Here is a 26,130-nt window from a genome sequence, read left to right as displayed (position 1 = left end):
CCAAGGCGGCCCCTGTCAACCCGGCCAGTCCGGGAGCGCGGCCCCGCTAGGTTGTTGCGCGTGACTGCGGACGAGAGGGCGAAGCTGGCGGAACAGGTGGCGCGGTGTGCACGCGACCGTGATCTCACGGTCGCGGTGGCTGAGTCCCTGACCGGCGGTCTGGTCGTGAGTGCGCTGGGCGCGGCGGGCGATGCATCGGAGTGGCTGCGCGGCGGAGTGGTCGCGTATGCCACCGCGGTGAAGCAGAAGGTGCTGGCGGTGTCGCCGGGCCCCGTGGTGAGCGCCCGGTGCGCGGAGGAGATGGCCGCCGGTGTGGCAGCGCAGCTGGACGCGGATGCCGCCGTCGCGACGACCGGTGTGGGCGGACCCGACAGCGAGGAGGGCCGGGATCCGGGAACGGTCTACATCGGGTGGTGGGTCCATGGGCAGACCGGCAGCCGGCTGTACACCTTCGACGGCACGCCGGAGGAGGTCCTCGACGCCACGGTCGCTGCCGCGCTCACCGACCTCCTCCGAGCCATGGATGCCGCCGAGCGCCGTGCATCCTGACGGCCGACGCCATGCGGTCCGCTGCCCGTCCCCGTGACGAGGTCGTCAGAAGCGGTAGCGCAGCAGCTGCATGTCGGTGGTGCCGGGCTCCAGACCCTCGTCGAGGAAACCGGCGCGTTCGGCGACGTGGCGCGCGACCGCGTTCGCCGGACGGGTGCGCACCACGACATCGGTGCCGGGTGCGACGAGGGGCGCGAGCACGAGCGCCTGATTCACGACGATGCGCGCCAGTCCTCGCCCCTGCGCGGCCGGGGCGAAGCGGTAGTAGACGTTGAGCACCGGCCGGCCCGCCATGGTGTGATTCCGGATGCCGCCGAGACCGGCGAACACCCGCGCGCCGTCGTCGACGTCGGCTCCGGGCACGCCCTCCGGCCAGTCCGAGGCCGGGATGAGCACCGCCCAGTAACCGAACCCGTGTTCCGCCCAGTGCTCGAGCATCGGCTCCAGGAAGCGCGCGGAGTACTCGACGTCGGGGTGCGTCTCCTGCGGGTCGTAGCGGTAGACGGAGGGGTCGCCGTGGGCGGCGAACACGCCCGCGGCGTCCGCTTCGTGCGGCCGGCGCAGCAGCACTCCTGTGTCGGTGGCGATCCGCAGCGCGTGTCGGCGCGCCGCCGCTGCGGTCGTCATGCGGTGAGGGTGACGACGCCGACGAGGATCGCGACGAGGACGTCGAGCACGGCGCAGAAGCGGGCGAGCGCTTGGTCGACGACGCGTCCGGTGCGATGGTGGTGAACGTCCCACGCGGCGTGGCCGAGCAGTGCGGCCGAGACCAGCAGGCCGCCGACGGTCGGATCGAGCTGCAGGGCCAGCACGGCGGTCGCGCCGAGCACGAGCATCGCCGCCGTCTGCAGCGGCAGCGCCCACCAGGGATGGGCGGGGCGCGAGGCGGGTCCTGCAACGACCAGCACTCCGGCCAGCAGCAGCAGCCACGGCATGGCATCCAGATCTGCGAACTTGTCCAGCGAGATGAGAGCGAACGCGATGCCGAAGGCGACCCACGCCGCCCACCGCCGCTGCGTGGCGGCGGCAGCGAGATAGACGAGACCGGATGCCGCGACCACCGGAGCGACGTCGCGGCCATCAGTCAGCCCGTATGCAGTGGCGGCGGCGACCAGTACGGCGAGCGCGATGGGCCATGCGATCTGCCACCAGGCACCTGCACGCCGGCGTGGCAGTGCGCTGTCGGGCGAGTCCTGCGTGAGGACGGCATCCATCTCCCACCTCTTTTCTTGAACACGCATGTACGAGTTATTAAACTGTACGCCTCTATCCGAGTTAACGGAAGTGATCTGTCCGCAGCAGCGGCGTCCGAGCCTCCGAAGACGCGGCAGCAGGCTAAAGTGCACATGACTGTCGGGTTTAGGAGGGCTCCGTGGCTGCAGCGGGAACGAAGGTCACTGAACCTGCGGGTGTGTCCTCCCAGGATCGTACGAAGCGCGCGGATGCCGTGCGCAACATCGAGGCGATCGTCGCCGCCGCCACCCGACTCCTCGCGGTCGACCCCGACGCGAGCATCAATGACATCGCCAAGGCCGCGAACGTCGGACGGGTGACGCTCTACGGTCACTTCGACTCTCGCGCGACGCTCATCCGCGAGGTCGTCGACCGCGCGATCGCCCAGACCGATGACGCGCTGGCCGATCTCGACCTCGACGGCGACCCCCGCGAGGCTCTCGCGCGTCTGCTGGAGGCCACCTGGCACCTCACCCATAGGTTCGGTGCTGTCGTCGTCGCGGCTTCTCAAGCGCTGCCCCCCGAGCAGATCCGTCGCGCCCACGACGAGCCGGCGGCCCGCGTCCGGGCGCTGCTCGAGCGAGGACGCGACGCCGGCGAGTTCCGCCGCGACGTTCCCATCGACTGGCAGATCAGCGTCATCCAGGCGATCCTGCACGGGGCCTCGGCTGCGGTCCATCGTGGTGAGATCACCGCCGACGAGGCGCCCGCCCTGGTGCGCGACACGATCCTCGCCGCGCTCGCCGCCTGATACCGGCTCATCGGCTCGAGCTCATCGGCTCGGCCTCGTCGGCTCGGCCTCGGCTTCGGCTTCGGCTTCGGCTTCGGCTTCGGCCTCAGATGAGGATGCCGCCGTCGCCGCGCTGTTCGGTGCTCGGCGGGTCCGCCGTGCCCAGCGCCGCCCGCGTCGACGTCGCGACAACACCTCTTGTCGAACATGCGTGTACGAGTTATCTTACTCGTACATACCTGTTCAACTTGCGAAAGGTCGTCGTCGTGCACACTTCAGATCCCACGGCAGCGAAGGCCCTCCCCACCGCCGATCCGTCCCGCTGGCGCATCCTCGCCCTGCTGGGCGTGGCGCAGCTGATGCTGATCGTCGATGTCACGGTCGTCGCGATCGCGCTTCCCGAGATGCAAGCCGACCTCGGGCTGGACCGGACGACGGTCGCGTGGGTCGCGAGCGTCTACGCCCTGGTCTTCGGCGGCTTGATGCTGCTCGGAGGCAAGGCCGCCGACATCCTGGGGCCGCGGCGCGTGGTGCTGGCAGGCCTGTCAGCGTTCGTCGTCGCCTCGCTGCTCGCGGGACTAGCGGGCAGCGGCGAGGTGCTGCTGCTCGCCCGCGCGCTCCAGGGAGTGGGCGCGGCTGCCATGTCGCCCGCAGCGCTGTCGGTGATCGTGCGCACGTTCGCCGGTGCGGAGCTGACCCGTGCCCTCGGCGTGTGGTCGGCGCTCGGCGGCGCGGGTGCCGCCATCGGCGTGCTGCTCGGTGGCCTGCTGACCGCCGGGCCGGGGTGGCCGTGGGTGTTCTTCATCAACGTGCCCGTCGGCATCGTGCTGCTGATCGGTCTGGTGAGATCGGTCCGACCGCTGCCCGGATCCGGCGGCCGCCTCGACGTGGTCGGCGCGGCGCTGGTGACGGCCGCGACGGGCGCCGCGGTGTACGGACTCGCCGCCGCCGGCGATGAGGGCTGGTTGAGCGCTGCCACGCTGATCGCGATCTGTGCCGCGCTCGTGGGATACGGGCTCTTCGTGTGGTGGATCCGCACCGCCGTCGCCCCGCTCATCGAGCCGGCGATGCTCAGGCGAGGACCCGTGCTGCGCGGGCTGGGGCTGATCTTCGTCGCGGCCGCCCTGATGATCTCGGTGTTCTTCCTCGGCTCGTTCTCACTGCAGCACCTCCACGGGTTCACCGCCCTGGAGACCGGGCTGTCGTTCCTGCCTGTCGCCGCCGGCACCATCCTCGGCGCCACGCTCGGCGGCCGCATCATCCCGCGGTGGGGCGTGCGGACGGTCTCGGTGACGGGGCTGCTCATCACCGCTGCAGGACTCGCGGCAGCCGCGGGGATCTTCTCCATGACGGTGCTGATCGTCGGCACGAGCGTGGCGGGCTTCGGCGTCGGCGCGGTGTTCGTCGCGGCCGCGGGCAGCATGTTCTCCGCGGTCGAGCCGGCCGAAGCCGGCGTCGCGTCGGGCGCGCTGAGCACCTTCCACGAGTTCGGCGCCGCCGCGGGGGTGTCCGCAGTGTCCAGCGTGGCGGCGGCGGCCCTGCTGGCTCCCGGTTTTGCCGCCTTCGCGTCGGGCTACTGGTTCGCTGCGGCCGTCGCGCTCTTGGCAGGCCTGGCATCGTTGCTGGGGACACGGCGGGCGGGCTGACGGATGCCGCGGGCGCCTGCCGTCGGGGTCAGGACGCCTCGACCGCCGGCCGGGGGAGCAGCGCGCGGACGACGTCCGAGGCTGGGCCCGCAGGCCCCACCGCCGGGCTGAGGATCCGCACGATGAGCGTGCCGATCAGCGCCGAGACCAGCGGCTCGACGGGCTGGTCCGCGGGGAGCTGCCCGGCATCCCGGCCGACGGTGAGGCGATGAGCGAGAGCGGATGCCGAGCCCACGCGCTCGGTGAGTGCCCGCGCGACGTCGGGGTTGTCGCAGGAGGCGCCGACCAGTCCGGTGAACATCGCCCGGTTCTCGGGGGCGTCGATGATCGTCATCGCCTCGGCGAGCCACTGCGACACGTCTGCGCGCACATCGCCGGATTCCGCCGGCGGGTAGGAGGGTGACGGGATCATCCCCTCCACCAGGCACTCGGCGAGGATCGCGCCCTTGGAAGGCCACCAGCGGTAGATGGTGCGCTTGCCGACGCCTGCGAGAGCGGCGATCCCTTCGATCGAGAGCGACTCGTAGCCTTTCGCCGACAATTCATCGACGGTGGCGCGGAGGATCGCCGAGCGCGCTGTCTCGCTGCGCTTGGGTCCGCGCTTCTCAGCCATGGTTCGACCCTAGCCACCGGGTGGGGATGGTGGGGTGAAATACGATACGGTTCGTATCGTATTTCCGTATCCGCAGGCCGTACCGCTCTCAAGGAGACCGCGTGGACATCGCGATCGTCGACCCCGAACTGCGCGCCGCCACGCTCAAGGCGCCGAAGCTGAACCTCGAGAACCCCTTCATGCTCAAGCTCGTCGGTGTCGCGTCGGCGATCATGCCCGGCAAGCGCGTCGACGGCGTCGAGCGGCGAATCGTCCGGGACGGCGGTCTGAAGCTGCGTGTCTACGTTCCCGACAACCCCACGGGTGCCGGACTGCTGTGGATCCACGGCGGCGGTCTGGTCCTGGGGGCTGCGGCGATGGACGACGTGCTCTGCGGCGAGACCGCGCGCCAGACGGGGGTGACCGTCATCTCGGTCGACTATCGCCTGGCCCCGAAGCATCCCTTTCCCGCCGCGATCGACGACTGCCACGCGTCGTGGCTCTGGGTGCACCGCCATCTGGACGAGCTGGGACTGGATGCCGACCGGATCGCGATCGGCGGCCAGAGCGCCGGCGGCGGACTGGCCGCGAGCCTCGTCCAGCGCGTGCACGACGAGGGCGGCACCATCGCCGCACAGTGGCTGTTCTGCCCGATGCTCGACGACCGCACCGCTGTCGACCGCGCACTGGACGGCGTCGATCACTTCGTCTGGAGCAACCGCTCGAACCTGGTCGGGTGGTCGTCTTACCTGGGCGACGCGACCGGGGCTGCCGCTCTTCCGCCGTACGCGGCCGCTGCGCGGCGAGAGGACCTGGGGGGTCTTCCTCCCACCTGGATGTACACCTCCGACATCGAGCTCTTCCACGACGAAGACCTCGCCTACGCCCGGCGGCTGGAGTCGGCGGGGGTGGACACCACCCTCGAGATCGTCTCGGGCGCGCCCCACGGCTTCGAGGCCTGGGCGGCCGACAGTGCTCTCGCCCGCGACATCGTGGCGAAGGCGAGAACCTGGCTCGGGGTGCAGCTCGCCGGCTGAGCGATCCGGCCGCTACGGCATGCTCACGACCGTCTTCCCGCGTGAGCCGCCTGCGGCCGCGAGCCGGAGCGCCTCGGCGGTCTGGTGCACCCGCCACGTCACGGCGGGCTGAGCGTGGCGCCGGGCCTAGTGTCGTCACATGGGCGCGACGGCGAATGCCTACCTCACCGGTTTCGGCCGGTACCTTCCCGGCGCGCCCGTGGACAACGACGGCATCGCGGCCCGGCTCGGCGGCGACGACCCCGTCACCGAGCGCATCCGGCGCCGCATCCTGGAATCGAACGGCATCCGTCAGCGGCACTACGCGCTCGACGAGCACGGCGAGCCGACCGAGCTCAACGAGGAGCTCGCGGTCAAGGCGCTGCGCGCGGCGCTCGACGATCGCGGCATCGATGCGGCGGACATCCGGATGCTGGCGTGCGCGACCACGATGGGCGACGTCCTCGTTCCGGGCTTCGCGTCGATGGTGCACGGGCGTCTCGGCGGCGGGCCGATGCAGCTGCTGTCGGCGTCGGGCGTGTGCGCGTCCAGTCTGGCGGCGCTCGATGCCGCCGTCAGCAAGATCCGGCTCGGCGATCACCCGCGCGCCGCCGTCGTCGGCTCGGAGCTGCCCAGTCGGAGCCTCCGGCAGCGCCGGTACGACGGCGTCCGCGCCGGCATGGACTCCCATTTCCTGCGATGGATGCTGTCGGATGGCGCCGGCGCCGTCGTCGTCGAGTTCCAGCCGCATCCCGACAAGCCGTCCCTGCGCGTCGACTGGGTGCGGCACGTCTCGCTCGCCCATGAGCACGATGTCTGCATGCGCGCCGGCATGACGGGGCCCGAGCCTGTCCTCGGCGGCACCTGGCAGGACGTCGACATCGCCGATGCCGAGGCCGCGGGGATGTTCCTCCTGCGCCAGGACGTTGGCATGCTCGACGACCTGGCGGATGCCGGCATCCGCCAGTTCGAGGAGCTGGTCGACATCGGACTCGTCGACGTGCGGCATCTCGATCACGTCGTGTGCCACTACAGCACGAACATGTTCCGCGACGTCGCGTTCGAGGCGCTGCGTCGCCGCATCCCGACGCTCGACACCGACCGCTGGTTCTCGAATCTCGAGACCCGCGGGAACACCGGGTCCGCCAGCATCTTCATCGCCCTCGAGGAGGCGTGGCGGACCGGCCGGTTCGCGCCGGGCGAGACGGTGCTCCTGGCCGTGCCCGAGTCGGGACGATTCTCTTTCGCCTTCGCCCACCTCACGGTGGTCGCGCCACCGCATCAGCAAGGAGCAACGCCATGAGCACCACGACGACCGCCTCGGCCGAGGCCGCGCCCTCGGCCGCCGACACGCTGTTCGAACGACTCGCCGACGTCTGGGTCGAGCTCGAGGAGCGTCTCGAGCGCGTCCCCATCCTCGCGCGGCTGGCCGAAGGCACCGTGACCCTCGACGACTACCGCCGGCTGCTGTTCAACCTCCGCCAGCAGGTCGTCGACGGGTCGCCGTGGATCTCGCGCGCGGCATCCAGCTTCGATGGCGACCATTTCGAGCTGCGTTCGGCGGCGATCCGCCACGCCGAGGAGGAGCACCGCGACCATCTCATGCTCGAGCGCGACTACGTCGCGATCGGCGGCTCGCTCGACGAGCTGCGCGCGGGCCGCAAGAACATCGGCTCGGAGGCGCTCTCGGCCTACATGTTCCACTACGCCGGCCGGCCGAATCCGGTAGGGCTCCTCGGTGCGATGTTCATCATCGAAGGGCTCGGCGCCAGGCGTGCGGCGGGCTGGGCCGCGCGCTTCCAGGAGGTGCTGGGGCTCGCCGACAACCAGGTGCACTTCATGCGCTATCACCAGGATGCCGACACCGAGCACACCGGCAACCTCGAGGCCATCCTCACCTCGGGTGCGATCGATGCGCGGGCGGCGGACGAGATCGTGCGCTGCGCGCAGGTGGTCGCCCGGCTCTACGCGCTGCAGCTCGAGGAACTGGATCGCTGACATGCCGCAGTTCGTGCGGACGGACCCGAGCATGTGGGAGGCGGTGTACGCCGATCCCTCGGTGCCCCTCGACCGCGCGCTCGTGCGGCAGATCATCGACGACCAGCGACGCCTCTCACGCCGCTGGCTCTATCCCGTCGCTCGCGTGGTCTCGCGCGTCCTCGTCGCGCTCGTCTCGATCGTCAAGCGCGTGCTGCCGTTCCGGTGGATGCCGCTGCGCACGATGGACACGCTGTGCGTGTGGTTCCTCCGCCGGTTCGTCTCGCCCGATGCCGTCGAGCTGCTCATCCGGCATTTCGTGGTCGAGACCAATCTCGTCAACTTCATCATCCGCAACACCTCGGTCGAGATGGAGCCGGTGACGCTTCGCCCCGAGACGCTCGCAGGGCTCGGAGACTCGGCCGTCGTCGAGCACGACGTCAACGTGTACGACGTGCTGATCGCGCTCGACGGGATCCCGCTGACCCCGCCGGAGCACCTCGACTTCACCCAGCTCGACATCCCGCACCTGGATGCCGAGCGGCGGCGGCGCCGGCTGCTCAACCTCGACATCCAGACGGCGCTGTGCTTCATGAACATCCCGTTCTCGATGGCCCTCACCGTCGAGGAGTACCGCCGAGCGGTGCACTCGATCCGGTTCGACGACTCGTTCCTCGAGATCCTGGCGCTCGTGTGCGACGACGACACGTTCCGGCATTGGAAACTCGCGGGCATGAGTCTCTGGATGGACTCGAACGTCGATGTGCCGCGCATGGTCTACCGCCATGCCCTCGTCTGCGAGTACGCCCATGCGCAGCTGGTGAAGCTCGCCGGCGGCGCCTACCCCCGCGAGACGCCTGCTGCGTTCGACTGAGGCCCGGGCGGTCAGCCCGTTCGGGACTCCGTGGCAGGCTCGAAGCGGTCGACGAGCGCTTGCACGACGGCGGCGACGTAGTCGCGATCCAGCGGGGTGCCCTCCCAGGCCTGGTGCATCGGCCAGGCCTCCACGAGCGCGTCGAGCGCGCGTGCCGTCGGTTCGCTGAAATGCAGGCCCAGGCTGGCGCGGCTGAGGAGCAGCCAGTCGCGGCAGAGATCGTGCACCTTGGCGTCGTAGTTGCCGAACGAGTACATCTCGAACAGGGCCCGGACGTCGTCGGGCGTCGCGTACGAGCCGCAGATCAGATCGACGACCGCCGCACTCGCCTCCTCGCGGCTGCGCGCCGCCGCGAGGGTCGCGCGGTACTGCTCCGACATCCGCTCCGCGAGTGCGGCGAAGGCCTGCTCGAGGATGTCGGAGAGCCCGTCGAAGTAGTAGGTCAGCGATCCGAGCGGCACGCCTGCCCGAGCGGCGATGACGCGGTGGCTGGTCTGATGCACACCCCGCTCGCCGATCACGGCGAGCGTCGCGGCGATGATCCGGTCGCGGCGATCCGGATCGTTCGCACCCCGTGCGGCCATGGGTCACCTCGTCTCGTCGGCGAACGTCTGTGTACGATAGTACAGATCTGTTGTGTACGAACGTACATATTTGAAGGATGCCGATGCTCTCGTCCCTGTCTGCGCGCCGCCTCGCACTGGCGACGCTGTTCTTCGTCCCCGGCGTCGGGATCGCGTCGTGGGTCACCCGGACGCCCGACATCCGCGACCTCCTCGGCGCCTCGACCGCGCAGATGGGTCTCGTGCTCTTCGGGCTTTCGCTCGGCTCGATGATCGGCATCCTGTCATCCGGCGCCCTCGTCGCGCGGCTCGGAGCACGGCCGGTCATCACGGTCGGCGCGACGGCGATCGTGGTGAGCATGCCCGTCATCGGCATCGGCGCCGCAGTGGGCAGCCCGTTCGTCGTGGCCGCAGGACTCTTCCTCTTCGGCGCCGGGATGGGCGGTGGCGAGGTGGCGATGAACGTCGAGGGTGCCGACATCGAGCGGGTCAGCGAGCGATCGTTCCTTCCGACCCTGCACGGATGCTTCAGCCTGGGCACCCTGGTTGGAGCCGTCATCGGGATCTGGGCAACCGCCGCCGGCTTCCCCGTGGCCTGGCACCTGGGCCTCGTCGGCGTGATCGCGCTCGCCGCCGTCATGCTCTCGGTGCCGGCGCTGCCCGCGCACACCGGCCGCGCCCACGGTGTCGACACCACCGCCGTCACCGAGAGCCGCCGCGCCCTGTGGAAGGACTCCCGCCTGCTGCTGATCGGCGTGATCATCCTCGCCATGGCGCTCGCCGAGGGGACCGCGAACGACTGGCTCCCGCTGGTGATGGTCGACGGTCATGGCTTCGATCCCGCGCTCGGCTCCACGATCTACGCTGTGTTCGCCGCCGCGATGACGATCGGCCGATTCTCCGGCGGGTGGTTCATCGAGCGGTTCGGCCGCCCCGCGGTGCTCTCGGCGAGCGGTGTGTTCGCCGCGGTCGGCCTCGCCCTGGTGATCTTCGTCGACCATCAGCTCGTGGCGGCGGCCGCCGTGTTGTTGTGGGGACTGGGTGCATCCCTCGGATTCCCGGTCGCGATCAGTGCGGCGGGCGACTCCGGCCCCGATTCCGCGGCGCGCGTGTCGCTCGTGGCGACGGCGGGCTATGTCGCGTTCCTCGTCGGTCCGCCGGCGCTCGGCTTCGCCGGAGACGAGTTCGGCCTGCGTGCGGCTCTGATCATCCCACTGGTGTTCGTCATCGTCGCCGCACTGATCGCACCCCTCATCGGCGGTCGGCGGCGCACGCCGGTGCTGGTCGATCAGGCCTGAGTCGCAGCGGTGGCACCACGGGCTCGCCCACCTTCGCGCTGGCGCAGAGGGACTGCCGCCACACACCGGTGCGGCGATATCGTCGACCATGACATTCGACGATGATGCTCAGGCCGCCGACAGTTCGTTCGGATCAGTGTCGCTGGCTGATGCGATCGGCGAGCTCCGCCGGGAACTCGCAGAAGCGGTGACGAAGGCGCAAGACGAGGAGATCCGCTTCGAGGTCGGTGAAGTGTCGATCGAACTGTCCGTGGTCGTCGAACGAGAGCTGGGGGCGAGCGGCGGCGTGAAGTTCTGGGTCGTCAATGCAGGGGCTAATGCGTCCTCCACCCGCTCTGCAACCGTCGCGCTCACCGTGCCGTTGACCCCTCGCGACGCCGGCGGCGGGTCGCTCCTGACCGGCCGCGAATAGCGTCATGGCCTGGTCGGACGCGTCTTTCGATCCCGACCGCGCGGTCGCGGTCATCCAGGACGGGAAACAACGAGCGAGCGGATATGTCGTCGCCGCTGGGCTGGTGCTGACGTCCCAACACTTTCTGAGGACCGGACGTCTGGAGGTGCGCCCGCGGGCGTCATCGCTCGCGGCTCCTGCGAGCGTGGTCTGCAGCTCTCGCGCTGCCGACGCAGCGCTCCTGCGCTGTCGCGGGTGGGACGATGTCGCGCCGGTCGCCATCGGCGTTGTCGAACCGGTCGGCCGCGACAGCCTGACGTTCGAGATGTACGGTTGGCCACTCTGGTCCACGGAGACCGCCCCGGACCACAGCCTGCGGGAAGGCGGCCGCCTCGTCCGAGGCATCTTCGAGCCGTCGGACACCTCGCCGGAGGGCAATCTGGTGCTGCAGCCCCATCGCACGGGCGGCAGCGTCAGATCTGGTTGGAGCGGGATGTCGGGAGCCGCGGTGTTCAGCTTGGACAGGCTCGTCGGCATCCAGCGCCGCCTCCTGCGAGAGGATGACGCGACCTCGATCGAGGCGCGGCCGGCTGCGCCGCTCATGGAGGACCCCGACTTCGAGCGGGTTGCGCGAGAGGCCGGCATCACGCTGGAGAGTCAGTGGGCACCGCGGCGGACGGGAGGTCCCCGCGGCGAGCGTCTCGAAGTTCACGGCCCCTCGCACGTTCCCCTCCTGTCGCCGGTGAGCGTGCAGCTCAGAGTGGACGGCTGGCCGACGGTCAGCTACTCGTTCTCCGGGGTGCGCAACGGCCTTCACCAGTACGAGTCGCTCGCTGCTTCGCCGTTGGTGGACGTCCCCGTCATCTTCTTCGACGCCGAAAAGGTAGGCGCTGCGGGGAGGATCCTCATCGAGGCGACTGGCGGCGAGCGTGATGACCGAACGATCGCGCACGGGTTGCGCATCGATGGTCCCGACGTCTCGGATGTGGTGACCGGATATGAGACTGTCGTCCGGGTTCTTGAGACGGTGAGAGCAGGTGGGAGCCCGAGCATGAGGCTGCGTGCCGCAGATCTTTGCGCGGCCGGCCTTGGTCGGGTGTCGGCGGCGGCGAGGCTGCTCGAATCTTCAGGCGCGGCAGACGCCGTCCTGGTCGGTCTCTCCGGGGCATCCGAATGTCTGGCGGTCGAGCGATCGCAGATCAACCGAGAACTCGCCGATCCGGAGTTCGCGGCGTCGAAGGAGTACCGCGAGATGTCCAAGTACGCCTTCCACCGGGCGTACATGACGCGCCTGTCGCTCCGCGAGTCGGGGATCGCGCTGCCCGCCGATGAGCGAACGGATGCTGAGCGCGACGCGGCCATGCTGATTCTCGGCTTTCGCGACCATGCTGCGTATCTGGAGCACCTCGACCCCGGCATTTCGACGCTTCTCGCGGATCAGGACCCGTACATCATGAGCTTTCTGCGGCTGCTGCGGTCGGGTGACGTCGACGTGCGCCACCCGGACTTCACCCGTGCCGTGCCGCAGGTGCAGGCGAAGACCTATGACCTCGTCAACGCACTCGTTCGCGACGGATGGGCCCGATGGGTGGCGCGGTACCAGCTGACACTGACGCAGGTGGGCCGAGCAGCGCTCGACGTCGCGTGATCGGTCATGAGGCTCTGCCGCCGCGCGGACATCGTCCTGTCGGCCACGCCTGCCCCCGGGCGCGTTAGCATCGCACCGATGGAACGCGTAGGACGAGAGGCAGGCCCGATGAGCCTGGATGAGATCGACCCCACCGTGCCGCCCTCGGGCGAGGGGTGCGCGGAGTGCGACGCCGTCGGCGGTTGGTGGGTGCACCTGCGGCGGTGCGCAGTGTGCGGGCACGTCGCATGCTGCGACACGTCGCCGGCGCAGCACGCGACGGCGCACTTCCGCACGAGGGGGCACCGCTACGTGCGCAGCTTCGAGCCGGGCGAGGACTGGTTCTGGGACTACGTCGCCGGCGACTACGTCAACGGGCCCGTCCTCGCGCCGCCCGTCTCGCGACCGGTCACGCAGCCGTCGCCCGGCCCGGCGGGCAGGCTGCCCGCCGACTGGCGGGAGTTGATCCACCGATGACCTCTCACGAGATCTCGCCGGCGAAGCAGCGTGAGATCGAACGCATGATGAAGCCGGCCCTGACAGACGCGCAGTGGGACCGGCTCCTCGCCTTCGGCGAGCCGCAGGAGGTCGCGGAGGGCGAGTACCTCTTCCAGGCCGGCGACCTCGACTACGACCTGATCCTGGTCGACACCGGCGAGATCGAGATCGTCCGTGTCTCCTTCGGCTGGGTCGACGAGACGGTGGTCGGCACGATGGGTCCGCGCAGCTTCGTCGGCGAGCTGGGCCTGCTGAACGGGCAGGGGGCGTTCCTGTCGGCGCGCGCTTCGAAGCCGGGCCGGATGCTGCGGGTGAGCCGCTCCCGGCTGCGTCTGCTGATGGCGGAGGACGACGAGCTGTGCGACATCGTGCTGCACGCCCTCTGGGCTCGACGCGAGATCCTCCGCCGCGGACCTGCCGCGCTGACCCTGAAGCTGGTCGGACCCCGTTCGTCGCGCGAGTTCCTGGCTCTCCGACGCTTCGCGGAGCGGGTCGATCTGGTGCACACCGCGATCGAACTGGCGCCCGGCGATCTCTGGACGCTCGGTGAGCACGGCATCGGCCTCGAGGATCTGCCGGTGGCGTTCATCCAGGGCGAGCCGATGGCGCGCGCGACGCCGGGCATGGTCGCCGAGCGCCTCGGGCTGAGCTATCAGGCGCGCGCCGACGAGGTCGTCGATCTCGTCGTCGTCGGCGGCGGGCCGGCCGGTCTGGCCGCGGCCATCTACGGTGCGTCCGAAGGTCTCGACACGGTGCTGCTGGATGCCGTCGCGCCGGGCGGGCAGGCGGCGGCGACGTCGAGGATCGAGAACTTCCTCGGATTCCCGTTCGGAGTCAGCGGCGGCGATCTGATCGGCCAGGCGTCGCTCCAGGCGCTGAAGTTCGGGGTCCGCGTCTATGCGCCCTGCGAGGCCGTCGACCTCCGACCGGTCGGCGACGACATCGACATCGCTCTCACCGACGGGCGCCTCATCCGCACGCGGACCGTGATCGTCACGTCCGGCGCCGCCTACCGCACCCTCGACCTGGAGCGTTGGAACGAGTTCGAGGGCGCCGGCATCTACTACGCGGCGACGCCGCTCGAACTGCGCCAGGTCTTCGAGTCGCCCGTCGTCGTCGTGGGCGGCGCGAACTCCGCCGGCCAGGCGTCGCTGTATCTTGCCGCGAACGGCTGCCCCGTGCACCTGGTGGTGCGCGGCTCCGACCTCGGCACGCGGATGTCGTCGTATCTCGTGGATCGTCTGCTCGAGGATCCGCGCATCGACGTCCACACCGGCTCGCGCGTCGTCGGGCTGGACGGTCAGTCCACCCTCGAGCGCGTGAGCATCGATTCGGTGGGGGATGTCGCGGCGCGCGGGCTCTTCTGCTTCATCGGCGCGGAGCCCGCCACGTCGTGGCTCGCCGATCTCGACCGCGATGCCGACGGGTTCCTCCGCACCGGCACCGACGTGTCGGTCCAGTCGCTCCAGCGCTGGCAGGGGCTCGGAAGGGAGCCGCTGCCGTTCGAGACCTCCGTGCCGCGGATCTTCGCGGCCGGGGACGTGCGTCGCGGGTCGATGAAGCGCGCCGCGCCGGTCGTGCGGCGGCCTCGGCCTGCCGGTCGCTCGACCGTCCTCGGCGTGCCGTCGACCGGGTCTCGCGAGTATCACCGCGGTCGGCGGACCCTCCTTGCCCGTGGTGGAGGTACCACCGGGCGTGCGCCCGGAAGGGACGCGCCGATGGATGGAGGGAACCATCATGAGGTCCAGAATCGTCTCCATACTCGCCGCGTGTGCGGTGACGCTCGGGGTGGTGGCGGTCAGTCCACCCGCGTACGCCGCGCCACCGGATCGGGTGCGCGTCATCGTCCAGCTCGACCGCAAGGCGTCGGCCGACGACGTCGTGCGAGGAGTCGCCGGGGGTGCGACCGATGTGACGAAGACGGTGACGATGCCGTACGTGATCATGGAGGTGCCGCAGCCGGCGCTGCGGGGGCTGAAGAACAACCCGCACGTCGTCGGCGTCGTCGAGGACTTCGCCGATCCGCCGGCTCTCGCCAGCACGCTGCCGGTCGTGAACGGCGACGACGTGCAGGCGCTCGGCTACACCGGCGCCGGTGCCACCGTGGCGATCCTCGATTCCGGCATCGATGCCGACCATCCGTTCTTCGGATCCCGCATCGTCGCCCAGCACTGCTTCTCCGACCCCGGGGACGACGACGGCGACGGCGATGAGGCGAGCCTCTGCCCCGACGGCACGACCGAGGACACGTCCGCCGACATCGACAGCGACAACAACGCCACCTGCGTCGACGGCGGCGGCAACATCTGCGACCACGGCACCCACGTCGCCGGCATCGCAGCCGGCCGTGCGGCCGACGACGCCGGCGGATCGCCGCCGGGCAACGGCGTCGCACCCGACGCCCAGATCATCGCCGTGCAGGTGTTCACGCGCGTCAACGTGGCGAGCGACTGCGCGCCGAACCCTGCGCCCTGCGTGCTGTCGTACGTCTCGGACCAGATCCAGGGACTCGACTGGGTGCGAGGCCAGGCGGCGGCGAACCCGGGGTGGAACGTCGTGGCCAGCAACATGAGCCTCGGCGGCGGCAACAACTCGTCGGCCTGTGACGGCGACACGCGCAAGGCCGCGATCGACAGCAACCTGGCTTCCGGCATCGCGACCGTCATCGCCTCGGGGAACAACTCGTTCCTCAACGCCGTGGGCGCACCCGGATGCATCTCGACGGCGTTCACCGTCGGTCGCACGAACGACGACGACACGACCACGAACTCGGGCAACCGCGGTGCGCTGCTGGACGTGATGGCGCCGGGATCGTCGATCGACTCCGCGATCGACGATGACGTGTACGGCAGCAAGAGCGGCACATCCATGTCGACGCCGTTCGTGGCCGGAGCACTGGCTCTGCTGCGGTCGGCCTATCCGTCACGGCCAATCGCTAACCTGCTGGCCGACATCACCTCGACGGGCGTGCCCATCACCTACACCACGAACGCAGCCGGGACGACGACGAACACCACGCCGCGCCTCGACCTGCTCGCGGCGCTGCAATCGCCGAACGCGGCCCCGGTGGTCACCGCCGACGACGCCGCGGTGACGGTGGACGAGGGGACGCAGGCGACGAACACCGGAACGGCGACGGATGCCGACGGCACCATCACCGCCCTCACGGCGACGATCGGCACGGTGACGCCTTCGGGCTCGTCATGGTCGTGGTCGTACACACCGCCCGAGGGACCCGCCGACGAGACGGTGACCATCACCGCCACGGACGACAAGGGTGAGACGGGCCAGACGTCGTTCTCGCTGCACGTCGACAACGTCCCCCCTGCGGTCGTGGTCGACACGGTGACCGGAGCTGACGAGAACGCCGTCGTCACGCTCGCGGCGCACTTCACCGACCCGGGTGTGAACGACGCGCACACGGCCAGCGTGGACTGGGGCGACGGCACCGTCACCGCAGCCACGGTGACAGGCACCGCGGTCGAGGCGACGCACGTCTACGGCGACGACGGCTCGTTCCCGGTCACCCTCACCGTGACCGACGACGACGGCGGAGCGGGCTCCGACACGGGCACCGCAACGGTGGCCAACGTCGCCCCGACGGCCGAGATCACCGGACCGCCGACCACGTCGTGGAACGGGCAGGACATCGTGTTCGGCACCGCTGGCGACCCGGTGGCGTTCGAGGCTCGGGGCACCGACCCGGGCAGCGACGACCTCGTGTTCGCGTGGGACTTCGGTGACGGCGCGACCGCCAGTCACACGAGCCTGGTGAACCCGCCGGCCGCCGATGGCGACCCGAGCCCGAGCATCCAGCCTCGGGACGTGACGGATGCCGCGCCGCACACGTACGCGATCGCGTGCGCGGCGACCACCGGCGTCGAGGTGTCGGACGACGACGGGGGTTCGGCATCCGACGAGGTCCAGGTCGTGATCCTCGGCACCAGCACCGATGCCGGAACGCTGGGCGTGTGGCAGACCGACTACCGCGAGAAGCGTAGCGCGCTGCACACGGTCGACGAGAAGCTGTGCCTTCTCTCGGTCGTGCGGGTGCTGAGCGCCGTCTTCGACGAGAAGGTGCCGTTGACGACGATTCCGCATGCCGTGTCGGCGCTGTGGCCGAAGCAGACGAAGAACGCGGAGAACCAGTTCGACGCGCATCTGCTGTCGCTCTGGCTCAACGTCGCCGACGGGTCGATCGCGCTGAGCGATCCGGTCGACACCGATGGCGACGGCACAACCGACTCCACGGTCGGCGCCGTGATCCAGGCCGGCGAAGCCGCGCGTACGGCGGCGAACCCGTCGCAGAGCGCGCTCACCTCGTTCAAGAACCTGTTCGAGACGATCAACGCGGCTGCATGAGCCGACACGCGGGGGCCCGGCCGGAGGGTCGGGCCCTCACGTGTGTCAGGGGGTCCGGCAGTACCTGTCACGCGGGGGTCTCCCGTCGACGCCCTCACGGGAGTGAGATGGGGGATGCCATGGGGAGCGAGCGCCCCCCGGGCACGAGGAGGATCCATGCACACCAGGAAGCTCGGTCAGGGCCTCGATGTCTCGGCGATCGGCATCGGCGCGATGGGGATGTCGATGAGCTACGGTCCCAACCCCGGCGACCGCGACGACATGATCGGCGTGCTCCGCTACGCGGTCGAGCACGGTGTCACGTTCATCGACACCGCCGAGGTCTACGGGCCGTATGACAACGAGGTGCTCGTCGGCGAGGCGATCGCCCCGATCCGCGACCAGGTCGTCGTGGCCACCAAGTTCGGATGGAACATCGTCGACGGCAGCATGCAGGGCACGGACTCGCGACCCGAGCAGATCCGGCGCGTCGCCGACGCGTCGCTGCAGCGGCTCGGCGTCGAGGCGATCGACCTGTTCTACCAGCACCGGGTCGACCCGGACGTGCCGATCGAGGACGTCGCGGGCGCCGTCGGCGAACTCGTCGCGGCAGGGAAGGTGAAGCACTTCGGGCTCTCCGAGGCAGGGGCCGGGACGATCCGGCGCGCGCACGCGGTGTTCCCGGTGACGGCCGTGCAGAGCGAGTACTCGCTGTGGACCCGCGACCCCGAGCCCGAGGTGCTGCCGACGTGCGTCGAGCTCGGCATCGGGTTCGTGCCGTTCAGCCCGCTGGGCAAGGGCTTCCTCACGGGCACCGTGTCGGCCGACTCCACCTTCGGCGCCGATGAGATCCGCGGCCGGGTTCCGCGCTTCCAGCCCGACAACCTGCGGGCCAACCAGGCCATCGTCGACGGGGTGCGCGACATCGCCGCCGCACGCGGGGCGACGCCCGGCCAGGTGGCCCTCGCGTGGCTGCTGTCGCGGCATCCGTTCGTGGTCCCGATCCCGGGCACCCGCCGGCGCGAGCGCGTCGACGAGAACGCCGGGGCCACCGGCGTGCCGCTGTCGGCCGACGACATCGCGACGCTGGATGCGCTCGCCGCCGTCGTGGCCGGCAACCGCTACGACGACGGCGGCATGGCGATGGTGGGTCTGTGACGACCGCGGAGACGGATGCCGGAGGTCAGCGCGCGGACGCGGCTGCGGCATCCGTCCCCGCGACCGTGGCGTCGTGGGCGGCGAACTCTGCCGCCTGCGTCGCCGCCCACGACGCCAGCAGCTTGAGGGCATCGGCGGACGACGAGTTCATCGGCGCGGTGTAGACGTTCAGCACGAGGCCAGGTTCGCTGGGCAGGTCCATGGACTCGTAGTTGAGATCGAGGTCGCCGACCACCGGATGGTGCAGGCGCTTCAGGCCGCTGCGGTGGAACTTCACGTCGCGCGACGCCCACCGCTCGCGGAACAGCTCGCTCTGCGTCGACAGCTCTCCGACGAGCCGGATGAGGTCGGGATCATGGGGGTTCCGACCCGCCTCCATCCGCAGCATCGCGGCGGAGTCGTGGGTGATCTGGTCGTAGTCGCGCCAGAACTCACGGGCCGCGGGATTCAGGTAGGCGAAGCGGGTGGTGTTCACCGGCCGCCGCGGGTCGTCGAACACGGGGGAGTACAGCGCGCGGGCGAGCAGGTTCGCCGCGATGATGTCGTGCCGGCCGTTGCGGACCCACGCCGGCGCCTCGGTGATCGCATCGAGCACCTGCGTGACGGCGGGGCGCACGGTCGATGCAGCGCGCCGCACGGGCCTGCGCGCCGGACCGGCGGCACGGGCGAGATCGAACAGATACTGGCGCTCCGCCTCGTCGAGCTGGAGGGTGCGGGCGATCGCATCCAGCACGCCCTCCGAGGCGCCCGCGAGGTTGCCGCGCTCGAGACGCACGTAGTAGTCCACCGAGACGCCGGCGAGCATCGCCACCTCCTCGCGGCGCAGCCCCGCGACGCGGCGGTTGCCGCCATACGCAGGCAGTCCCGCCTGCTCGGGGGTGAGCCGGGCGCGGCGCGAGCTCAGGAACTCCTTCACCTCGGCACGAATGTCAGCCATGACTCCACGCTAGGCCGCCCGGAGCGCCGGTGACAGGCTCTGCGAGTGCCCGGCACACGGCACGACACGTCGACCTGCTACGGTGTGCGCGATAGCGCCTAGGGTTCCGGAGCTTCGGCTCGCCTGGTCCGAGCGGCGCCACGATCTGCCGCCCGTGCGTCAGGTCGTCATCTGACAGGACAAAAGCCCGGAGGACCCGGTTCGTCGCGCCCGCGGCGAGCGGAAGGGTCCCGCGTGTCCACTCTCGCCATCCTGCTCGTCCTCGCCGCCGCCATCGCCCACGCGTCGTGGAACGTGATCGCGCACGGAGCCAGCCGCTCCGGACTGCCGTTCCTGTGGGCCGGATCGGTTGCGAGCACCGTCCTCTGGTTCCCGCTGGTGCCGCTGACCGGAGGGATCGGCGCCGGCGAGCTGCAGGGGTTCGCGATCGGCGTGGCGGTGTCGGCCGCGCTGCACGTGGTGTACATGCTCGTGCTGCAGCGGGGCTACGCCGCCGGCAATCTCTCCACCGTCTACGCGACGGCGCGGGGGACTGGTCCGCTGATCACCGTCGTGATCGCGGTCGCGGTGCTCGGCGAGCGTCCCTCACTGATCGCGCTCGTCGGCGTCGCCGCGATCATCACGGGCGTGATCGGCATCGGCTACATCGATCGGGGCAGCGCGACGCGCGCCGGACGATTCGATCCCGCCATCGTCTTCGGTCTCCTCACCGGTGCGGCGATCGCCGCCTACACGCTGTGGGATGCCCAGGCGTTGCGCACCTGGAGCATCTCGCCGGTCGCGTTCATGGTCGGCTGCACCGCCCTCGAGGTCCCCGTCTTCACCGCGCTTCTCGGACGCCGACTTCCTGAGGGTCTGCGGATGCTGCGACGGGACCGGCGGCGACTGCTGGTGTTCGGCATCCTGTCTCCGCTGTCGTACATTCTGGTGCTCGCAGCCGTCACGATCGCGCCGGTGTCGATCGTCGCTCCGATGCGCGAGGTGAGCGTGGTGCTCGTGAGCCTCTTCGGCGCGTTCGTGCTGCGCGAGGCGCGCCCGGGCGCGCGCCTGGTCGCGTCCGCGGTGGTGGTCGCCGGGATCGCGCTGCTCGCGGTGTGAGGCGGGGTCAGGCGCTGCCCAGCGGGCGCACATACGCGTCGCCCTGGCGCGAGCGCCCGGAGGCCGACACGGTGAACCGCACCACGTCGCTCAGATACCGGTCATCGGATGCCTCGAACGTGCGTCCGGCGGCATCCCGTGTGACGCGGCGCAGGCGCAGGACGGGGGAGCCGAGGGGCACCTCGAGCAGGCGGCTGTCGGTATCGTCCGCCGCGATCGCATCGATCTCGTGGTCCACGTCTGCCGAGCCGGTGCCGTGCTCCTCGAGGTACTCGGTGATGGACACGGTGTCGAGATCGACGCCGAACAGCACACGGCCGACGGGCTCGATGTAGGTGAGGCGCTCGAGCATGGTCAGGCGGCCGTCGAGCAGTCGCAGGCGCAGCACGTCGACGACGAGGTCGCCCTCCGCGATTCCGAGGAGCGCCGCCTTCTCGGCATCCGCCCGCCGCAGGCTCACCTCCTGGGTGCGCGCACCGGGTACCGCGCCGATGTCGCGTGCCCACCTCGTGAACGGGATCGAGACGTCGACGGCCTGATGGGCCTTGCGCGCGGTGACGCGAGCCGGTCGTCCGCGGGTGGTCTCGATGAGTCCCTCGTTGCGCAGTGTCGCGAGAGCGTTGCGGATCGGGCCGCGCGAGGTGTTCCAGCGCTGCGCGAGCTCGGCCTCGGTGGGCACATCGTCGCCGGGCGCGAGCCGCCCGCTGACGATGAGTCCGCGCAGATCGTCTGCGATCAGCTTGTACACAGTGTCTGCCACATGGGAATACTACTCAGCGCAGCAGTCTGGCGGGAACGGCGGCACCGACTGTTCGTCTGGCGTCGAGTTAGGTGAACAACCTTTGAACAATGACTACGTAGGTACATTTGTCTGCAGTCGGGGTGCGAGAGTTCTGGAGGTTCTTCATCCCTCCCCTCACCCGAAAGGCTGTCATGAACCTCCGTGCAAAGAACGCGTCGATCGCACTCGCCGGCGCCGCACTCCTCGCGCTCGGTCTGTCCGCGTGCTCCGGCACCGCCGGTGCTACCACTGACGAAGACAGCGCCACGACCGCCGGCTATGCGGTCGACGCCGAGACCCTCGTTTTCGGCGTGGTGCCCGACTCGGCCGACACCGAGACCAACTACCAGCCGCTCATGGACTACATCGCGCAGGAGACCGGCAAGACCGTGGAGTACCACGAGTCCACCGACTACGCCGCGCTCATCGAGGCGGCCATCGCCGGCAAGATCGACGTCGCCTCGTTCTCGGGCTTCACCTACGTGACCGCCACCAACAACGGTGCCGAGCTCACCCCGATCTCGTCCATCGTCACCGAGGAGGGCCAGGAGCCGGGGTACTTCTCGCAGGCGATCGTGCCGACGGCCAGCGACATCGAGTCCCTCGCCGACTTCGCCGGCAAGAAGGTCTGCTTCGTCGACCCTTCGTCGACGTCGGGATATCTGTTCCCGTCCTACAACCTGCTCGAGGAGGGCATCGACCCCGAGGCCGATGTCACGCCGGTGTTCGCGGGCAAGCACGACGTGAGCGTGCAGAAGACCGGTGAGGGCGTCGAGTGCGAGGCCGGCTTCGCCGAGGACAGCGAGGTCGAGAAGTCGGACAAGGTGCGCGTCATCGAGGAGACCATGGTGCCGGGCGCGCCGCTGGTGTACTCGAACACGCTGCCGGACGACGTGAAGGACCAGCTCGTCGACATCCTCGCCGAGGTCACCATCGACGACATCATCGCCAGCGGCGTCGACAGCGCCGACTCGGACGGGTTCCGCAGCGTCTTCTACGAGACCAAGCCGGTCGACGACGCGTACTACGACCTGATCCGCGACATCTGCGAGAAGACCGACGCCACCCAGTGCCAGGGCTGACCTCCACCCGCTGATCAGAACCGCACGCGAGGACCGAGCAGACATGAACACCACCGCATCCGAGACGGTCGTCCGACTGGACGGCGTCGTCAAGCGCTTCGGCGCCACCACCGCCCTCGACGGCGTCTCGCTCACCGTGGGTCGCGGCGAGATCGTCGTGCTGCTCGGTCTCTCGGGCTCCGGCAAGTCCACCCTGCTGCGGCACCTCGACGGGCTGGAGGTTCCGACCTCCGGTTCCGTCGAGGTGCTCGGCGAGGACGTGCCGCGCCTCTCCGGCCGGCGCCTGCGCACCCTGCGCTCCAGCGTCGGCTTCATCTTCCAGCAGTTCGAGCTCGTCCCGTCGCTGACGGTGCTCGAGAATGTGCTGACCGGGTCGCTGGCCGGCGTGCGCGGCCCGCGACTCGGGCTGTGGTCGTACTCGAAGGCGCGCCGGCTGGCCGCCCTCGGACACCTCGACCGCGTCGGGCTGCTCGATCGCGCGTACCAGCGCGCCGACACCCTGTCGGGCGGACAGCAGCAGCGCGTGGCGATCGCCCGCGCCCTCATGCAGAATCCGAGCGTCCTCCTCGCCGACGAGCCTGTCGCCTCGCTCGACCCCGAGTCGAGCGACCAGGTGATGGCGCTGATCCGCGAGATCGCCGCCGACGAGGGGCTCACCGTGGTGTGCAGCCTGCACCAGGTCGACCTCGCGATCTCGTGGGCCGACCGGATCGTCGGCCTTCGCCACGGCCAGGTCGTCCTCGACCTGCCGACCCGCGACCTCTCCAAGACGCAGGTCATGGAGATCTACGGGCGCGTCGCGACCAGCACGGCCGAACTGCGCGCGGTGCAGGACGAGCTGCTCCTCGAGGCCGCTGCGGAGCCGGCGCGATGACCACCACCGTCGACCGGCCGCGCATCGTGCAGCTCTCGCCCTCCCTGCTCGAGCGGGCGCCGAAGCGCCGCCTCTCGCCCGAACGCATCGCCGCCGGGCTGACGCTGCTCGCCCTCCTCGCGCTCTCCGTCGCGGCCCTCGGCGAGGTGCAGATCTCGATCCCCGACATGATCGCCAGCTGGGGCAACGCGGAGCGCTTCTTCGCCCGCGTCGGCCCGCTGACGTTCCCCGAGCCCGCCGAGCTCGCGTGGCTCGTCGCCCTGACGCTCGGACTCGTGCTCACCGGCACGCTGCTGGCCGCGGCGCTGTCGGTGCCGATCGCCTACCTGGCGGCATCCAACACCACACCGGGCAACGGCTGGCGCGCCGCAGCCCGCTTCGTCGGCGTACTGACGCGGGCCCTGCCCGACGTCGTGCTCGCCATGGTGTTCGTGCTGATGTTCTCGCTCGGCGCCCTCCCCGGCATCCTCGCGATCGGCATCCACTCGATCGGCATGATCTCCAAGATGTTCGCCGACGCGATCGAGCAGATCGACGAGGGACCGCGCCTCGCCATCCGTGCGGCAGGCGGCACCCGCATGCAGGAGTTCTTCGGCGGCATCCTGCCGCAGGTGCTCCCGTCATGGGTCGCCACGGTGCTGCACCGCAACGACATCAATCTGCGCGGTTCGGTGGTGCTCGGCTATGTCGGCGTGGCCGGCCTCGGCCTCGAGATGTCGTACGCGTTCAAGTCGCTGGACTACGGGCTGGGTCTCGGCATCGCACTCGTCATCTTCGTGCTGTGCGTCGTGATGGAGATCGTCTCGAGCGCCGTGCGCGCGGCCATGCTCGGGCGCATCGGCGACCGCGGCTCCTGGGCGGACCGGCTCATCGGCCGGCGGCTCGTGCGCGGTCAGGATGCGGCGACCCGGCGTCCCGCCCCGCGACCGGTCGCCGGGTGGGCGAGCTCGCCCCAGACGGCACTCCGACGGCCGTGGACGGCGGAGCGTGTGCGCAATGTCGCGGCGGGCTGGCTGGCTGCGGCCGTCGTGATCGCCGGCGTCTGGGTGTGCCAGATCAACTGGGGCGACTTCCTGACGTTCTGGGCGAAGATCCCCGCCGTTGCCGTGCAGTTCTGGCCGCCGACCTTCGGCGTGTACGGCGCCGAGGTCGTGTTCGAGGCCCTGCGCGAGACGATCGCCATCGCGCTCGCCGCCACCCTGCTCGCCCTCGGCGCCTCGCTGCTGCTCGGCTCCTTCGCCGCACGCAACGTCGCGCCGAACGGCGGAATCCGCGGCGCCGCGCGGTTCGCACTCGTCGGCATCCGCGGCATCCCCGAGATCATCCTCGCCATCGTGCTCATCGTGATCACCGGGCTCGGCATGCAAGCCGGCACGATCGCGCTCGCGGTCGGCGGTGTGGGACTGCTCGGCAAGCTCATCGCCGATTCCTTCGAAGAGGTCGACCGCGGACCCGAGCGTGCACTCTTCGCCACCGGCGCGACGAGGCTGCAGGTCTACGCGGGCGCCACCGTCCCGCAGGGCGCCCAGGCCCTCGTCGGCCACGCGTTCTACCTGCTCGACACCAACATCCGTGCGGCGACGATCCTCGGCATCGTCGGCGGTGGCGGGGTGGGCTACTACCTGCTCAACGCGAGCCAGGGCGCGAACTACGGCATGGTCACCGCGATCGTGCTGATGATCCTCGTGACGGTGCTCGCCGTCGAGGCGCTCGCGATGTGGATGAGGAAGGTGTTCCGATGACTCGTGGATTCGACGTCGCGGTCGTCGGTGCAGGAGTCGTCGGGCTGGGCGCGGCGTACGCCGCGGTGCGCCGCGGGTGCAGCGTGGTCGTCATCGAGCGTGCAGCCGAGACGCTCGGTGCCACCGTCCGCAACTTCGGGCACCTCTGCATCGGCGCGCAGACGGGACTCGCGCGCGAGTTCGCCGACGCGTCCCGCCCGCTGTGGCTGCGCCTCGCGCGCGACGCGGGATTCTGGCTGCAGGAGTCCGGCACCCTCGTCGTCGCCCGCCACGCGGACGAGCTGGCCCTGCTCGAAGCAGCCGCGGGCGCCGGCGGAATCGAGCTGCTCGACGCCGGCGAACTCGAGAAGCGGGCGTCGGTGCGACCCGGCATCGCGGTGGGGGGCGCGTGGGTCGAGCCCGACCTGCAGACCCACCCGCGCGCGGCGGCCGCCGCCATCCGCGCGCATCTCGAGACGCTCGGCGTCGAGTTCCGCACCCGCACCTCTGTGGGTGCTGTCGAGCCGGGGCGCGTCCACACCACCCGCGGTCCCCTCGACGCCGGACTCGTGGTCGTCGCCGTGAACCACGACCTCGACCAGCTCCTGCCCGATCTCGCCGAAGCGGTCGGCGTCGTGCGCTGCGGCCTCGACATGCTGCGCGTGCGCGGAGGTGCGGCATCCGTCTCCGCTCCGCTGCTGACCGGCTGGTCGCTGGTGCGGTACGGCAGATTCGCGGCGCTGCCCGAGGCGACCGCCGTGCGGGAGCGCCTGCACGCCGAGCGCCCCGACCTCGCGGCGCTCGACCTCAACCAGATGTACACGCAGCTTCCCGACGGGTCCATGATCGTCGGCGACACCCACTACAAGGGTGTGGGCATCGCCCCCTTCCAGCCCGAAGCCGCCGCCGACCTGCTGCTCGAGGAGTTCGAGACCCTGTTCGGGGCGCGGCCGTCCGTGCTCGAACGGTGGCAGGGCGTGTACGCCAGCGGCCCCGACGACTTCCTCGTCGCCGAACCGGAGCCCGGCGTGCTCGCGCTCGCAGCGACGACCGGCATCGGAATGACCACCGGACTCGGCCTCGCCGACACCGTCCTCGCCCCCCGCCTCGGTGACGGCGCCGCCGCCGGCACCACCGTCCCCAC

General features: G+C 70.3%; 25 protein-coding genes. 19 read left to right on the top strand and 6 right to left on the bottom strand.

Annotated elements, in window-relative coordinates:
• Window positions 1-60 precede the first annotated feature (60 nt).
• Window positions 61-549, top strand: coding sequence for a CinA family protein (locus ACI3KX_RS13310; RefSeq protein ID WP_404910023.1), 489 nt, complete (start codon window positions 61-63; stop codon window positions 547-549).
• Between the two features lie 45 nt (window positions 550-594).
• Here ACI3KX_RS13310 and ACI3KX_RS13305 read toward each other — a convergent pair whose 3' ends face one another.
• Both ACI3KX_RS13305 and ACI3KX_RS13300 read right to left on the bottom strand, forming a co-directional pair.
• On the bottom strand, window positions 595-1,176 hold the full coding sequence (locus ACI3KX_RS13305) for a GNAT family N-acetyltransferase (RefSeq protein WP_404910022.1): 582 nt from the start codon (window positions 1,174-1,176) through the stop codon (window positions 595-597).
• Window positions 1,173-1,763: a hypothetical protein gene (locus tag ACI3KX_RS13300; RefSeq protein WP_363354696.1), complete on the bottom strand. Its 591-nt coding sequence runs from the start codon at window positions 1,761-1,763 to the stop codon at window positions 1,173-1,175. Before ACI3KX_RS13300 ends, ACI3KX_RS13305 begins: the two co-directional genes overlap by 4 nt.
• A 197-nt stretch (window positions 1,764-1,960) precedes the next feature.
• Between ACI3KX_RS13300 and ACI3KX_RS13295 the strand changes: the two genes are divergently transcribed.
• The gene (locus ACI3KX_RS13295) at window positions 1,961-2,533 is read left to right on the top strand and encodes a TetR family transcriptional regulator (protein WP_363354694.1); all 573 of its coding nucleotides are present in this window, start codon (window positions 1,961-1,963) and stop codon (window positions 2,531-2,533) included.
• 245 nt (window positions 2,534-2,778) lie between these two features.
• Complete coding sequence (locus ACI3KX_RS13290) at window positions 2,779-4,158, top strand: MFS transporter (RefSeq protein ID WP_404910021.1); 1,380 nt, start codon at window positions 2,779-2,781, stop codon at window positions 4,156-4,158.
• A 28-nt stretch (window positions 4,159-4,186) separates the two neighbouring features.
• Here the strand turns inward: ACI3KX_RS13290 and ACI3KX_RS13285 are convergent, their stop codons facing one another.
• Window positions 4,187-4,771, bottom strand: a complete 585-nt coding sequence (locus ACI3KX_RS13285; protein ID WP_404910020.1) for a TetR/AcrR family transcriptional regulator — start codon at window positions 4,769-4,771, stop codon at window positions 4,187-4,189.
• Between the two features lie 101 nt (window positions 4,772-4,872).
• Here ACI3KX_RS13285 and ACI3KX_RS13280 point away from each other — a divergent pair, with 101 nt between their 5' ends.
• The 4 genes from ACI3KX_RS13280 to ACI3KX_RS13265 all read left to right on the top strand — a co-directional run bounded on the left by ACI3KX_RS13280 (window position 4,873) and on the right by ACI3KX_RS13265 (window position 8,617).
• Complete coding sequence (locus ACI3KX_RS13280) at window positions 4,873-5,787, top strand: alpha/beta hydrolase (RefSeq protein ID WP_363354688.1); 915 nt, start codon at window positions 4,873-4,875, stop codon at window positions 5,785-5,787.
• 139 nt (window positions 5,788-5,926) lie between these two features.
• Window positions 5,927-7,069, top strand: coding sequence for a 3-oxoacyl-[acyl-carrier-protein] synthase III C-terminal domain-containing protein (locus tag ACI3KX_RS13275; protein ID WP_363354686.1), 1,143 nt, complete (start codon window positions 5,927-5,929; stop codon window positions 7,067-7,069).
• On the top strand, window positions 7,066-7,764 hold the full coding sequence (locus ACI3KX_RS13270) for an iron-containing redox enzyme family protein (protein WP_363354684.1): 699 nt from the start codon (window positions 7,066-7,068) through the stop codon (window positions 7,762-7,764). Before ACI3KX_RS13275 ends, ACI3KX_RS13270 begins: the two co-directional genes overlap by 4 nt.
• A gap of 1 nt (window position 7,765) precedes the next feature.
• Window positions 7,766-8,617, top strand: a complete 852-nt coding sequence (locus ACI3KX_RS13265; RefSeq protein WP_363354682.1) for a DUF6999 family protein — start codon at window positions 7,766-7,768, stop codon at window positions 8,615-8,617.
• An 11-nt stretch (window positions 8,618-8,628) separates the two neighbouring features.
• Here the strand turns inward: ACI3KX_RS13265 and ACI3KX_RS13260 are convergent, their stop codons facing one another.
• Window positions 8,629-9,201 carry a TetR family transcriptional regulator gene (locus ACI3KX_RS13260; RefSeq protein WP_363354680.1) on the bottom strand — a complete coding sequence of 191 codons (573 nt, stop codon included), beginning with the start codon at window positions 9,199-9,201 and terminating at the stop codon, window positions 8,629-8,631.
• 83 nt (window positions 9,202-9,284) lie between these two features.
• On the opposite strand from ACI3KX_RS13260, the gene ACI3KX_RS13255 reads away from it, so the two are divergent.
• From ACI3KX_RS13255 to ACI3KX_RS13225, 7 genes are all read left to right on the top strand, one after another.
• Entirely contained in the window at window positions 9,285-10,478 is a 1,194-nt protein-coding gene (locus ACI3KX_RS13255) for an MFS transporter (RefSeq protein ID WP_363354678.1), read from the top strand.
• 88 nt (window positions 10,479-10,566) lie between these two features.
• Window positions 10,567-10,890, top strand: a complete 324-nt coding sequence (locus ACI3KX_RS13250; RefSeq protein WP_363354676.1) for a trypco2 family protein — start codon at window positions 10,567-10,569, stop codon at window positions 10,888-10,890.
• Between the two features lie 184 nt (window positions 10,891-11,074).
• Window positions 11,075-12,517, top strand: a complete 1,443-nt coding sequence (locus tag ACI3KX_RS13245; RefSeq protein ID WP_404910019.1) for a hypothetical protein — start codon at window positions 11,075-11,077, stop codon at window positions 12,515-12,517.
• A 108-nt stretch (window positions 12,518-12,625) separates the two neighbouring features.
• On the top strand, window positions 12,626-12,973 hold the full coding sequence (locus ACI3KX_RS13240) for a UBP-type zinc finger domain-containing protein (protein ID WP_363354672.1): 348 nt from the start codon (window positions 12,626-12,628) through the stop codon (window positions 12,971-12,973).
• The gene (locus ACI3KX_RS13235) at window positions 12,970-15,207 is read left to right on the top strand and encodes an FAD-dependent oxidoreductase (RefSeq protein WP_404910018.1); all 2,238 of its coding nucleotides are present in this window, start codon (window positions 12,970-12,972) and stop codon (window positions 15,205-15,207) included. The genes ACI3KX_RS13240 and ACI3KX_RS13235 overlap by 4 nt, the downstream gene beginning before the upstream one ends.
• Window positions 15,098-17,356, top strand: a complete 2,259-nt coding sequence (locus ACI3KX_RS13230; protein ID WP_404910046.1) for a S8 family serine peptidase — start codon at window positions 15,098-15,100, stop codon at window positions 17,354-17,356. Before ACI3KX_RS13235 ends, ACI3KX_RS13230 begins: the two co-directional genes overlap by 110 nt.
• Before the next feature lie 156 nt (window positions 17,357-17,512).
• On the top strand, window positions 17,513-18,493 hold the full coding sequence (locus tag ACI3KX_RS13225) for an aldo/keto reductase (protein ID WP_404910017.1): 981 nt from the start codon (window positions 17,513-17,515) through the stop codon (window positions 18,491-18,493).
• 25 nt (window positions 18,494-18,518) lie between these two features.
• On the opposite strand, the gene ACI3KX_RS13220 is transcribed toward ACI3KX_RS13225, so the two are convergent.
• The gene (locus tag ACI3KX_RS13220) at window positions 18,519-19,430 is read right to left on the bottom strand and encodes a helix-turn-helix transcriptional regulator (RefSeq protein ID WP_404910016.1); all 912 of its coding nucleotides are present in this window, start codon (window positions 19,428-19,430) and stop codon (window positions 18,519-18,521) included.
• A 234-nt stretch (window positions 19,431-19,664) separates the two neighbouring features.
• On the opposite strand from ACI3KX_RS13220, the gene ACI3KX_RS13215 reads away from it, so the two are divergent.
• Entirely contained in the window at window positions 19,665-20,528 is an 864-nt protein-coding gene (locus tag ACI3KX_RS13215) for an EamA family transporter (RefSeq protein ID WP_404910015.1), read from the top strand.
• Between the two features lie 7 nt (window positions 20,529-20,535).
• Here ACI3KX_RS13215 and ACI3KX_RS13210 read toward each other — a convergent pair whose 3' ends face one another.
• A complete protein-coding gene (locus tag ACI3KX_RS13210; protein ID WP_363354662.1) occupies window positions 20,536-21,288 on the bottom strand; it encodes a GntR family transcriptional regulator in 753 nt (250 codons plus the stop codon).
• Window positions 21,289-21,461: 173 nt separating this feature from the next.
• On the opposite strand from ACI3KX_RS13210, the gene ACI3KX_RS13205 reads away from it, so the two are divergent.
• The 4 genes from ACI3KX_RS13205 to ACI3KX_RS13190 form a co-directional block, all read left to right on the top strand.
• Window positions 21,462-22,391, top strand: coding sequence for a phosphate/phosphite/phosphonate ABC transporter substrate-binding protein (locus ACI3KX_RS13205; protein ID WP_404910014.1), 930 nt, complete (start codon window positions 21,462-21,464; stop codon window positions 22,389-22,391).
• A 43-nt stretch (window positions 22,392-22,434) separates the two neighbouring features.
• A complete protein-coding gene (gene phnC, locus ACI3KX_RS13200) occupies window positions 22,435-23,265 on the top strand; it encodes a phosphonate ABC transporter ATP-binding protein (RefSeq protein WP_363354659.1) in 831 nt (276 codons plus the stop codon).
• Window positions 23,262-25,007, top strand: coding sequence for a PhnE/PtxC family ABC transporter permease (locus ACI3KX_RS13195; RefSeq protein ID WP_404910013.1), 1,746 nt, complete (start codon window positions 23,262-23,264; stop codon window positions 25,005-25,007). The genes phnC and ACI3KX_RS13195 overlap by 4 nt, the downstream gene beginning before the upstream one ends.
• Window positions 25,004-26,130 (top strand): TIGR03364 family FAD-dependent oxidoreductase (locus tag ACI3KX_RS13190; protein ID WP_404910012.1); only part of this gene is annotated, 1,127 nt, incomplete at its 3' end. The genes ACI3KX_RS13195 and ACI3KX_RS13190, both read left to right, overlap by 4 nt.

The organism is Microbacterium sp. ZW CA_36 (assembly GCF_044987475.1).
Classification (GTDB): domain Bacteria; phylum Actinomycetota; class Actinomycetes; order Actinomycetales; family Microbacteriaceae; genus Microbacterium.
The sequence above is the reverse complement of the archived record's forward strand: the minus strand, read 5'-3'. Positions and strand labels throughout refer to the sequence as shown.

Bases quoted from the DNA above. Each gene is read 5' to 3' on its own strand.
- ACI3KX_RS13305 (WP_404910022.1), bottom strand. From the start codon at position 1,176: ATGACGACCGCAGCGGCGGCGCGCCGACACGCGCTGCGGATCGCCACC.
- ACI3KX_RS13300 (WP_363354696.1), bottom strand. From the start codon at position 1,763: ATGGATGCCGTCCTCACGCAGGACTCGCCCGACAGCGCACTGCCACGC.
- ACI3KX_RS13285 (WP_404910020.1), bottom strand. From the start codon at position 4,771: ATGGCTGAGAAGCGCGGACCCAAGCGCAGCGAGACAGCGCGCTCGGCG.
- ACI3KX_RS13275 (WP_363354686.1), top strand. From the start codon at position 5,927: ATGGGCGCGACGGCGAATGCCTACCTCACCGGTTTCGGCCGGTACCTT.
- ACI3KX_RS13270 (WP_363354684.1), top strand. From the start codon at position 7,066: ATGAGCACCACGACGACCGCCTCGGCCGAGGCCGCGCCCTCGGCCGCC.
- ACI3KX_RS13265 (WP_363354682.1), top strand. From the start codon at position 7,766: ATGCCGCAGTTCGTGCGGACGGACCCGAGCATGTGGGAGGCGGTGTAC.
- ACI3KX_RS13260 (WP_363354680.1), bottom strand. From the start codon at position 9,201: ATGGCCGCACGGGGTGCGAACGATCCGGATCGCCGCGACCGGATCATC.
- ACI3KX_RS13255 (WP_363354678.1), top strand. From the start codon at position 9,285: ATGCTCTCGTCCCTGTCTGCGCGCCGCCTCGCACTGGCGACGCTGTTC.
- ACI3KX_RS13250 (WP_363354676.1), top strand. From the start codon at position 10,567: ATGACATTCGACGATGATGCTCAGGCCGCCGACAGTTCGTTCGGATCA.
- ACI3KX_RS13240 (WP_363354672.1), top strand. From the start codon at position 12,626: ATGAGCCTGGATGAGATCGACCCCACCGTGCCGCCCTCGGGCGAGGGG.
- ACI3KX_RS13235 (WP_404910018.1), top strand. From the start codon at position 12,970: ATGACCTCTCACGAGATCTCGCCGGCGAAGCAGCGTGAGATCGAACGC.
- ACI3KX_RS13225 (WP_404910017.1), top strand. From the start codon at position 17,513: ATGCACACCAGGAAGCTCGGTCAGGGCCTCGATGTCTCGGCGATCGGC.
- ACI3KX_RS13220 (WP_404910016.1), bottom strand. From the start codon at position 19,430: ATGGCTGACATTCGTGCCGAGGTGAAGGAGTTCCTGAGCTCGCGCCGC.
- ACI3KX_RS13205 (WP_404910014.1), top strand. From the start codon at position 21,462: ATGAACCTCCGTGCAAAGAACGCGTCGATCGCACTCGCCGGCGCCGCA.
- phnC (WP_363354659.1), top strand. From the start codon at position 22,435: ATGAACACCACCGCATCCGAGACGGTCGTCCGACTGGACGGCGTCGTC.
- ACI3KX_RS13195 (WP_404910013.1), top strand. From the start codon at position 23,262: ATGACCACCACCGTCGACCGGCCGCGCATCGTGCAGCTCTCGCCCTCC.